At 56.4% G+C, this 9,729-nt stretch carries 10 protein-coding genes and 1 pseudogene; 3 read left to right on the plus strand and 8 right to left on the minus strand.

Features of this window, described 5'->3' with window-relative positions:
* Together AQR02_RS34725 and AQR02_RS21030 are read left to right on the plus strand one after the other, a co-directional pair.
* Positions 1–513 (plus strand): ATP-binding cassette domain-containing protein (locus AQR02_RS34725; RefSeq protein ID WP_245237655.1); only part of this gene is annotated, 513 nt, incomplete at its 5' end.
* Positions 510–2,186 (plus strand): ATP-binding cassette domain-containing protein, encoded by a 1,677-nt coding sequence (locus tag AQR02_RS21030; protein ID WP_054942391.1) that lies wholly within the window; start codon positions 510–512, stop codon positions 2,184–2,186. The genes AQR02_RS34725 and AQR02_RS21030, both read left to right, overlap by 4 nt.
* On the opposite strand, the gene AQR02_RS21035 is transcribed toward AQR02_RS21030, so the two are convergent.
* From AQR02_RS21035 to AQR02_RS21070, 8 genes are all read right to left on the minus strand, one after another.
* The gene (locus AQR02_RS21035) at positions 2,179–3,042 is read right to left on the minus strand and encodes a nitroreductase family protein (RefSeq protein ID WP_054942392.1); all 864 of its coding nucleotides are present in this window, start codon (positions 3,040–3,042) and stop codon (positions 2,179–2,181) included. The two genes, AQR02_RS21030 and AQR02_RS21035, sit on opposite strands and share 8 nt — an antisense overlap.
* Before the next feature lie 269 nt (positions 3,043–3,311).
* On the minus strand, positions 3,312–3,668 hold the full coding sequence (locus AQR02_RS21040; protein WP_054942393.1) for a FlxA-like family protein: 357 nt from the start codon (positions 3,666–3,668) through the stop codon (positions 3,312–3,314).
* Between the two features lie 102 nt (positions 3,669–3,770).
* Positions 3,771–4,676, minus strand: coding sequence for a DMT family transporter (locus tag AQR02_RS21045; protein ID WP_054942394.1), 906 nt, complete (start codon positions 4,674–4,676; stop codon positions 3,771–3,773).
* Complete coding sequence (locus tag AQR02_RS21050) at positions 4,673–5,905, minus strand: multidrug effflux MFS transporter (RefSeq protein ID WP_245237656.1); 1,233 nt, start codon at positions 5,903–5,905, stop codon at positions 4,673–4,675. Before AQR02_RS21050 ends, AQR02_RS21045 begins: the two co-directional genes overlap by 4 nt.
* A 200-nt stretch (positions 5,906–6,105) precedes the next feature.
* The gene (locus AQR02_RS21055; protein WP_054942395.1) at positions 6,106–6,714 is read right to left on the minus strand and encodes an alpha/beta hydrolase; all 609 of its coding nucleotides are present in this window, start codon (positions 6,712–6,714) and stop codon (positions 6,106–6,108) included.
* A complete protein-coding gene (locus AQR02_RS21060) occupies positions 6,711–7,661 on the minus strand; it encodes a ring-cleaving dioxygenase (RefSeq protein WP_054942396.1) in 951 nt (316 codons plus the stop codon). Before AQR02_RS21060 ends, AQR02_RS21055 begins: the two co-directional genes overlap by 4 nt.
* Before the next feature lie 128 nt (positions 7,662–7,789).
* A complete protein-coding gene (locus AQR02_RS21065) occupies positions 7,790–8,191 on the minus strand; it encodes a DoxX family protein (protein ID WP_054942397.1) in 402 nt (133 codons plus the stop codon).
* 154 nt (positions 8,192–8,345) lie between these two features.
* Complete coding sequence (locus AQR02_RS21070) at positions 8,346–8,816, minus strand: MarR family winged helix-turn-helix transcriptional regulator (RefSeq protein ID WP_054942398.1); 471 nt, start codon at positions 8,814–8,816, stop codon at positions 8,346–8,348.
* 673 nt (positions 8,817–9,489) lie between these two features.
* Here AQR02_RS21070 and AQR02_RS21075 point away from each other — a divergent pair.
* A pseudogene (locus AQR02_RS21075) lies at positions 9,490–9,729 on the plus strand (futalosine hydrolase); the annotation flags it as partial.

Below are 9,729 nucleotides of genomic sequence, written 5' to 3' on the forward strand. Positions count from 1 at the left end.
GACATAGCCTTCGGCCTGGAGAACCGGGGGTTATCCCCGGGCGAGATGAAGAAGCGGATCAGCCGGGTACTGCAGCAGGTGGGGCTGGCGCATAAATCGGAAACCGATATCTCCGCCCTGTCCGGCGGGGAACGGCAGCGTCTCGCGGTAGCCTGCTGTCTCGCGCTTCAGGCTGAGATGATAATCTTCGATGAGGCTACATCCATGCTGGACCCCGCCGGACGCAGCGGCATTCTGGAGCTGGCCCGGAACCTATGGCGTGAGGGAACGACCATTCTCTGGGTCACCCAGCGGGTAGAGGAGCTTGCAGAGAGTCCAAGAGTAGCGGTTATGGGGCCGGGAACCATGTTGTATGACGGCGATCCCCGGACCCTGTTCTACAGCTCGGATCTGCCCGGCCAGCTGGGCTGGGAGCCTGCACCGGTGATCTCCATCGGAAGGCTGCTACAGGCGAAGGGCTGGCCCCTCAGGCTGCTGCCGCTGACCGAGCAGGAACTGGAGGCCATCCTATGAGCATGAGCATCCGGGCGGAGAAGGTCTCATTCTTCTACGATACTGCAGCCGCCCTCCAGGACATCAATCTGGAGATCAGCCAAGGAACACTGACCGTCCTCTGCGGGGTGACCGGAAGCGGCAAGTCCACTCTGCTGCGGGTGCTTGCGGGACTTGCCGCCCCTGCTGCGGGAAGGGTTGTTTATACTGCTGACCCAGGGGGTGGGCCTAACGTATCCATAGTATTCCAACAGCCGGAGACCCAGCTGTTTGCTGGCAATGTGCATAAGGAAATTGAGTATGGTCTGGAGCAGCACGGGGTGCCGAAGGCGCAGCGGGCGGAGCGGATCCGCAGCGCCCTGACCAAGGTAGGACTGCCTTATGAGAGCTTCGCCGGACGTTCTCCTTTTCTCCTCAGCGGAGGAGAAAAACGGCGGCTGTGTATCGCTGCCGCTATCGCTGTACAGCCCGGGCTGCTGATTCTAGACGAGCCGACCGCGGGCCTTGATCCGCAGGCGGCGCAGGCGCTGCTTACGCTGGTGCAGGAACTGCGGGCGGGCGGCATCACCCTGATCATCGGCACGCATGATCTGGACAGCTTCTTGCCGCTGGCCGACCAAGCGGTCGTGATGTCCCAAGGCTCCGTCCATTATAACGGACCCGCCGCACCGCTGGCGGCTGACCATCTGCTGCTCCGTTCAGCCGGACTGGAACCGCCCGCCTACTCGCGTATCGGGCACAGACTCCGCCGGCAGGGACTGCTGGCGGAGCAGCCGGACAACCTGGATGCGCTGCTGGCCGGGCTGAGCTTGGTGCTGCCTCCCGCACCTGCGGAAGCTGGCAGGCCTCAGATTCCTGAAGGAGCGCAGCAGGAGGCTCCGCCTTCCAAGGACAGTCCGGAGGCTCCTGTCAGGAAGCATAGCCAAACAGCCCCGCGCCGGGGTTCCTGGCAGGGGCTTGACCCCCGCGTGAAATGGCTGGGGATGGTGCTGGGTTCACTGGTTGTACTGGGCATGAACAGCCTGACTCCGCTGCTGCTCACATCTGCCCTCATTGCCGGATTAATCGGCTCTGCGGGAATTCCCTGGAGCCGGACGGCAAGGTTCTTCCGCCCGTTCCTGCTGATGTTCCTGTTCCTCTGGCTGCTGTCTGCGCTAAGCTGGGCATCCCCGGACATTACCCTCGGGTTCCTGGGCTTCAGCTCGGCAGGCATCCTGCGCGGGGGGCTGAATGTGCTGCGCTTCCTGCTGCTGATTGCCCTTGGCTTCCTGTTCACGGAGACGACCACCGGCGCGCCGCTGCGCGAAGCGCTGGAGTGGGCCATTGCCCCGCTGAAGAAGCTGGGCATCCGTACCCGGGGCTGGTCGCTGGCTGTATCCGTCACGCTGCAGTTCGTGCCCTGGATTCTCGGCAAACTGAGCCAGCTGCAGCTGGCGCTGAAGTCGCGCGGAAGACTTCAGCGCGGCCTCACGCGCTGGAGTCCCCGGCAGATTAGCTTACTGATTGTGCCGCTTCTGATTCTTGTCATCGGCATGGGGGATGAGCTGGCTACAGCCGTTGAATCCCGCGGTTATGACCCGAAAAAAGCACGTACTCCGTCTTATGAGCTGGACTGGCAGCCTATGGACACGCTAGTGCTGGCCTGCGTTATGCTTGTGTCGGCTATGCTGTGGTGGATCTCCCGGATCAGCTGAGCTTATAGCTCAGCATGTATTCCGTATGCCCGTCGATTACGCCAAGCTGCGGATCGTTCACAGTCCATTTCCCGGGAATGTCCATCTCCCGGCAGGCCAGCTCGAAATTGCAGGCCGCAATGCCGAGATCGATCCGCTGCATTTCAAAGCCCAGCTTGTTCCCGCTATAATTCGGCGTATGCTGCAGATAGAAATGTGCCTGCCGCCGGTCAGCGGACAGCACGATCCGCCAGGGCTGCTTGTTGGAAGCCGAAGGGCCCAGCCGGACCATCTCCAGCGGAGCGGCCAGCCTGCCGGCCGATTCCGGAGCCAGCTGTTTACCGAATCCCGAGTCAAAGTACAGATCGCGCCACGGCTTTTTCTGATCCGCTTTGACAACATAACGCATGGTTGCGTCCAGCAGCCGCTGCTTCTCCCGTGCATAGCCGAGCGGTGTGATGCAGGGAATGATCTCTCCGGGCGCAAGCTCAAGCTCACGGGCAAAGGAATTGCGGTTAAAGGTTCCGCCAATCCAGCAGGTGCCCAGGCCAAGGCCGGTAGCATAAAGAATCAGCTTATGAAAAATATATCCGAACTCCAGCAGCGCCGTCTGGTCGTTGCGTACCACGCCAACCAGATAGGCCTGCGGATTCTGAATAATCCCGTATGCGCCGAGCTTGATGCCCTTGCCGTCTTCGCCCCCGCTTTTGGCCCAGATCCACTCCATCCTTGCCTTTCCTCCGAAGGGCCCGAGCAGATTCTCCTCCTGGTGCAGATAGTCGATAATAGAAGCGTGAACCTCTTCACTAATCGGTGTCGTCTCATAGGTGCGTACTGATTTCCGCTTCTCAATGATATCCATAACGGCGATGCCCAATATACTCAGCCCCTTTTCTTCTACCGGCTATATAACAATTCCATTAATGCAACAATTATATATCAATACAATAATTCCCAATAGAACGTAATTTTTTTCACATCCTAATATTAACATCTATAGATGTTTATGCATAGCCAAGGCATTTCAGCCGTTCGCTCATCCATTACCCGTTTCAGGGAACGGACGCTTACCTCCCCGCACCAAAAAGAGGACCCCTTCACGGCAAAGGATGTCCTCTTTGGGTTGCTGCTTACTACGGTGCGATCTTAAACGCGAATGTCAAATCTGCCTTCACTGTCTGTGGTGGCGTTAGCGATTTGCTCTGCACTTGCTGCAGTAAGCGAATTGCTGTTAGCAGGTTTTTCAGGAGGTGCGCTCTGAGCTGCCGCAGAGGAGCTGCTGCTCTTAGACTTCTGGGCAATCTGCGCCTCGATCTGCTTAATCTGCTGCTCAATCTGCTTAGTTTTGGTTTCCTTGGTTTTTTCGTCGTCCTTACTGGATGCGACCTTCTCCAAGTCGGCCTCCAGTTTCGCTTTTTGTTTTTCCAGCGAGCTGGTATCAGTTGCACTGGAAGAGGTATAAGAAGTCGAAGCGGCGGCGGATGTAGCGGATGAAATATTCATGCTTGTCCCTCCTTTCACCACTTCAATATACCCCCTATACCCGAACCTAACGTTAAAATGGGCTGAAAGTTTGCTGAAAGTGCCTGAAGGAGGGAACTGCAGCTATCCCTGCTTCCCTACGCCGGAATCAACGCCTGTGCTGCCTTTAGCCCTGGATTTGCGGTTGACCAGCATTACGCTCAGCAGGATAATGACAAGTCCCGCGACCGTATTGGCATAGACCGGCTCGTTCAGGAAGAGAACACCCCACATCAGCCCGAATACCGGAACCAGGAAAGTTACACTGACGGTTTTTACCGCACCCACACTCTGAATCAGGTAAAAATATAATAGATAAGCGACAGCCGTACAAATGATAGATAAGCCGAGCACAGAGTAGACCGCCCCCGCTGACGGCAAATGCCGGGGAGCAAAAATGACCGCGAGCGGAAGCAGCACTATAGCAGCTCCAAGCTGCTGGCCGGCGGCAAGCGTAAGCGGTGCAAGGCCACGGCCGACACGGGCGGCATACAGCCCGCCGAAGCCGTAAGAAAGCGCAGCCCCGAGGGAAAAGAAGACCGACAACAGCACCCTTCCCTCAAGCGGCACCGGACTCCACCCGACCAGAACAGCCACGCCCACAAGTCCGATGATTAAGCCGATGGATTTCGAAATTCCCGGCTTCTCGCCAAGGGTTCCCCAGGCGGCAAGCGCTGTGAACATCGGGGTAGTCGCATTTAGAATGGCTGCCAGTGTGGCGTTCAGCTCCAGCTCAGCCATGCAGATCAGTGTAAAAGGCAGCGCGGCGTTCAGCGCCCCAAGCAGCAGAAACTGCTTCCAGTGCCGCCCCATCCCAAGCTTCTTCCGTGTAATCCTGGCGTAGAGCAGCAAAGCGGCTGCAGCCAGCGTTACGCGGAGTTCCGTGGTAAACACCGGCCCCAGCTCAGGAGAGGCGATTCTCATAAACAGAAAGGATGCTCCCCAGGCAAATGCCAGCAGCAGCAGGACCGTAAAGTCTTTCCGGCTCATCTCAGATCCCCCTTCCTGCAGAGCAGCAGATAGGACAGAATGGAACACAGACCGGCCCCTGCGATGACTAACGCCATCGGAATTGCCGTTTCGTCGCCGCCAAGGCCGACCAGCGGAGCCACGCAGCCGCCCAGCAGCAGCGGCAATAGTCCGAGCAGCGCCGAGGCGCTTCCTGCCGATTCACCCTGGTCCTGCATGGCCAGCGAGAAGCTGGTCGTGCCGACCAATCCGACGCTCGAGACCACAGCGAACAGGCAGATCAGGATCGGCAGCAGGCCGCCTCCGGCCAGAACCGCAGCCAGCAGCAGTACTCCGCCGAGCGTGCAGAGTGCAAGACCGCTGGCAAGCAGCTTCCGCTCGCCAAGTCTCCCGGACAATCTGCCGGCAATCTGTCCGGAGAGGATAATACCGAACCCGTTAACGGCAAAGATCAGACTGTATATTTGCGGAGAGACCCCGAACAAATTCTGCAGGACAAACGAAGAACCCGAAATATACGCAAACATCGCTGCAGTAACAAACCCCTGGGAAAGGGCATAACCCATAAACCGTCCGTTGCCGAGCAGCCCGCGGAAGGTAAGCAGTGTCCCTCTAATCCCGCTTCTCACGCGCCGCTCCTTCGGCAGCGTCTCCGGCAGCCGCAGCAGAATCATCGCGCAGAAGAGCAGCCCGGCGCAAAAGAGTACAATAAACACACCCTGCCAAGTCGTTACTCTAAGCAGCTGCCCCCCGAGTATCGGTGCAAAAATCGGTCCCAGCCCGTTGACAATCATCAGGAGTGAGAAGAATCTGGTTAATTCTGAGCCGCTGTACAGGTCGCGGACCGCCGCCCGCGAGATGACCACCCCTACAGAGCCGGCAAAGCCCTGAATAAAGCGCAGCACGACCAGCAGCCCAATGGAGGGGCTGAATGCGCACAGCAATGAAGATACGCTATAAATCAGCATGCCGATCAGCAGCGGGCGGCGGCGGCCATGGACATCACTGAGCGGTCCGGCCACCAGCTGACCGGAGGCCAGTCCCAGCAGAAAGAAGGTCAGACTAAGCTGCACCAGCGCAGCACTGGTTCCGAAATACCTGCCGAGCTCAGGCAGGGCAGGCAGATACATATCAATCGACAAAGGGCCAATCGTCGCAACGGCCCCCAGAATGAGTATCAGCTGCAGTCTCTGTTTCCGGGACGGCCCCTCTGCCGGGAGCACGCGGTTATCCATTTTTTCTCTGATCATGATACAATGACGCCAACCTTTCTGCAGCAACCCTCAGGCCTGTTTTTAGTAATCTCCATACTACCTGATCGGGGACAGAATGTTCAATGCTTTTTCCCTAATCCAAAAAACCGCCCGCAGGAGCTTTTAAGAGGTTGTCAGCACTCTTAGCAGCGGCCCCACAGGCGGCTATAGGTGATATTCTTTTTCCAGACTTGAACTTAATTCATATGCTGACCCAGCCAATTCCGGGCGGCCTCCACCTCGGCTGTACTGAGGCGATGGCCTTGATTCCCCCAGTGGGCGGTAACATCCGCTCCTGACCCCTGCAGCAGCTGCTCCAGCTCCCGGGTCTCCTCAGCCTTGATCAGCGGGTCATTGGTTCCAGCCCCGATGAATACGGAGACACCGGCAAGGGAAGGCAATGTCAGACCCCGCAGCGGAACCATCGGATGCAGCAGCACCGCAGTGCGGAAGATGCTTCCGTAATGGAAGAGCAGGCTCCCGGCAATGTTGGCTCCGTTGGAGTAGCCGGCGGCCACGAGATTGCTGCTGTCGAAGCCGTACTGGGCAGCGGCACTGTCCAGGAACTGCTTCACCTCATGGGTACGGAAGATCAGATCCTCCTCATCGAATACCCCTTCAGCGAGACGGCGGAAGTAACGCGGCATGCCATTCTCCAGCACATTTCCCCGGATACCCAGCACTGAGGAGCCGGGAGACAGCATTTCCGCCAGCGGGATCAGATCATGCTCGTTGCCGCCGGTGCCATGGAATAATACGAGGGCCGGCAGGGTGGCATCCGTACCTTTTTTAAAGATATGAATCATAGCTGGTTCACCTCCACTTCACGGATTTCAAACGGGCTCAGCTTCGCTTCGATCACTGCACGATTGGGTTCAAACCATACTGGCAGCATCAGCTTCTGCCCTATTTTATCCGGGTCCTCATCACGGGCAAAGCCTGGAGGATCGGTAGCAATCTCGAACAGGATGCCGCCTTCCTCGCGGAAGTAGATGGCGTTAAAGTACTGGCGGTCCTGCACCGGCGTCGGCTGGTAGCCATGACTCTGCACGGTCCGGCCCCACTGGAGCTGCTCGGCATCATCTTTGGCACGCCAAGCGATGTGATGCACCGTACCTGTTCCTCCGCCGCCCTGAGGCACCGGCGCTGCTTTCAGGTCAATAATATTGCCAAGATCACCTGTAGAGCGGAAACGGATATAACCGTCGCCTTCGGCGATCTGCTCAAGGCCCAGCGTACGGGTCAGTGTATCCGCCGTTTTGTCAGGGTCCATGCTGTACAGGACTGCGCCTCCAAAGCCTTTAACCGCATGCTCGGTAGGTACTCCCCCGAAGGACCAGGTGCTGAGCGGGCCGGCTTCACGTTCCACCAGCTCGATCCGCAAGCCGTCATAATCGGCGAAAGACAGGTAGGACTCCGAAATCCGGGTTACTTTGGTCACGGGAATCTGGTAGGCAGCCAGCCGCTCCTCCCAGAATCCCAGCGATCCGGCCGGCACAGCGTAGGTGGTTACCCCGACCTGGCCGCCGCCAATTCTGCCTTTACGGCCGGTCGCCCAAGGGAAAAAGGTGATGATCGTACCCGGAGCACCCTGCTCATTCCCGAAATAGAGATGGTAGACCTCCGGAGCGTCAAAGTTAATCGTCTTTTTTACCAGTCTCAGCCCGAGAATCCCGGCATAGAAGTCGGCGTTGCGCTGCGCATCCTTAACAAAAGCGGTAATATGGTGAATGCCTGCAGTTTGTAGAGTCATCGTATCCATCTCCTTAAGAGTTTTGTGAGGGTAAACCCCTTTGTATTTTCATCGTACAAAACTTACTTCGGAAGCTTACGCTTAGGTTTTGTGAGCATGAACGTCCTTGTGGTACGTCGGAAAAATACTTAGTTAAAGAACAGTGCATCCAGCGAAATCGATCCCGGACCGGTCAGCGCCACTGCGACTGCTACTACAAGTACTGTCAGCGGGAACTCTATCCCGTTAGCTGTGGACCAGAAGCCGTTAGGAGCATGAACCTTGATAATCGCGCCCAGCATCGTTGCCGCAATCAGCACAGCTGCCACCGGTGTCAGCAGGCCGGCTGTAAACAGTACGCCTCCGACCAGCTCCATTAGTCCCGCCATTACCGCCATCGCTACCCCTGGCTTAATTCCGATAGATTCCATCCAGCCTCCGGTTCCCTTCGGGCCGTAGCCTCCAAACCAGCCAAACAGCTTCTGCGCCCCATGTCCGATAAAAGCAACCCCGATTACAAGTCTCAATAACAATAATCCTACACTTACCATAATAAACACTCTCCATTCTCTTCGATTTAATTATCTTAACCTTAAGATATATGTGAAAAATTTTTTGACCTGCCCTAATCTGCAAACCGCTTAGCGGCTTGGCAAAAGCAAATGCGGAACCGTCAGGGACACTTCCACCCCGCCATTACTGGTTCTACATACCTTTGCCAAGCTTCTTCAGCAGCCCAATCGCCTGATCTTTCTCTTCCTGATTCAGCCCGCCCATCAGACCATGAATGGAAGCCACGTGGCGGGGAAAAATGTCATCGAACAGCTCGCGTCCCGCTTCCGTAATCTCGGCATAAGTCACGCGGCGGTCTTCATCGCATGGCACCCGCTTCAGCAGCCCCCGCTTCTCCAGCTTATCGATGTTATAAGTGATGCTGCCGCTGGTGACGAGAATTTTCTCCCCGATCTGCTGCAGCGGAATTCTTGTTCTATGGTAGAGCACTTCCAGCACCATGAATTCAGCCGATGCCAGCCCATGACTCTTCATATCCTTAACCGCATGATCCATCAAGCTTTTGTAAGCTTTGGACAGAACCACGAACAGTTTCAGCGATGACGCCTGCTCCTCATCCGGGCTGCCTGTCGTTTTGCTTATGAGTTCATTGTAGTCGCTCATCATATACACCTCCTGTCAACTGTGCTGTCTGCTATCTCTGCGGATTGCCGAAGCATTTGTCTTTAAGTTAACTATCTTTAAGTTAAGATAAATATACGCCATCTATTCTCTGTTGTCAACAGTTGTTCTAAAAATAATCCCGCGCGGTTTGACCTCACTTTCAAAACGGCGTATCCTTTTTGTTGCGGCGCTGGAGAATTCAACAGCAAAGAAGTAAACACCCAGGCTGATTAGCGGCCTGTTATGAATATTCCGGATCCCTGTCTAGGATGCAGACGGCACATCCTTGTTAGTGAAACAGAAGCCGTACAGCTATACTCGGGGACAGGTGCTTATAAATGTATTCCGTGCAATTATATACGGTAGAATCCCCCGTTCCTGAAATTTAAATGTATTCTATACAATTAAAATGGCTGAGCCAGCGTTTTTCAGTGCAAACCGGGATTTTTAATTGCACGAAATGCAGCTATCTCCTCCCATGTTCCGGAAAGACAGATGATAACTGTACAGAATACAGTTATCAATCGTTGCCGGTTATTGCAAAGATGCCATCTGGCATCTGCGGTCACTTCACATGGATCAGCCTGGCAGCTGGTCAACAGCTGAATCGCGTGATGACCGATTTCATTTATAACTACATATCACATCGTTATTTATATAGAGGAGGCTCATTATGGAAGCGAAGAATGATCGACATCCGGAGGCTGCCGCGGGCATAGCTGCGGCGGAAGAAGCCCGTGCACCGCGCGTGCTGATCGTGACGGCAGTCGCGGCCGAGCGCGAAGCCGTCCTGCGCGGCCTGAGAGGCAGCCGCAGGTTCGAGGTGATCGCTGCGGGCGCCGGCACCGCAGCCGCTGCGGCGGGTACCGCCGCTGCTCTGGCAGCCGGCCCGTACGGCTGCGTCATCAGCGCC

The sequence above is a fragment of the Paenibacillus ihuae genome (genome assembly GCF_001368795.1).
In the GTDB taxonomy this organism is placed as follows: domain Bacteria; phylum Bacillota; class Bacilli; order Paenibacillales; family Paenibacillaceae; genus Paenibacillus_AQ; species Paenibacillus_AQ ihuae.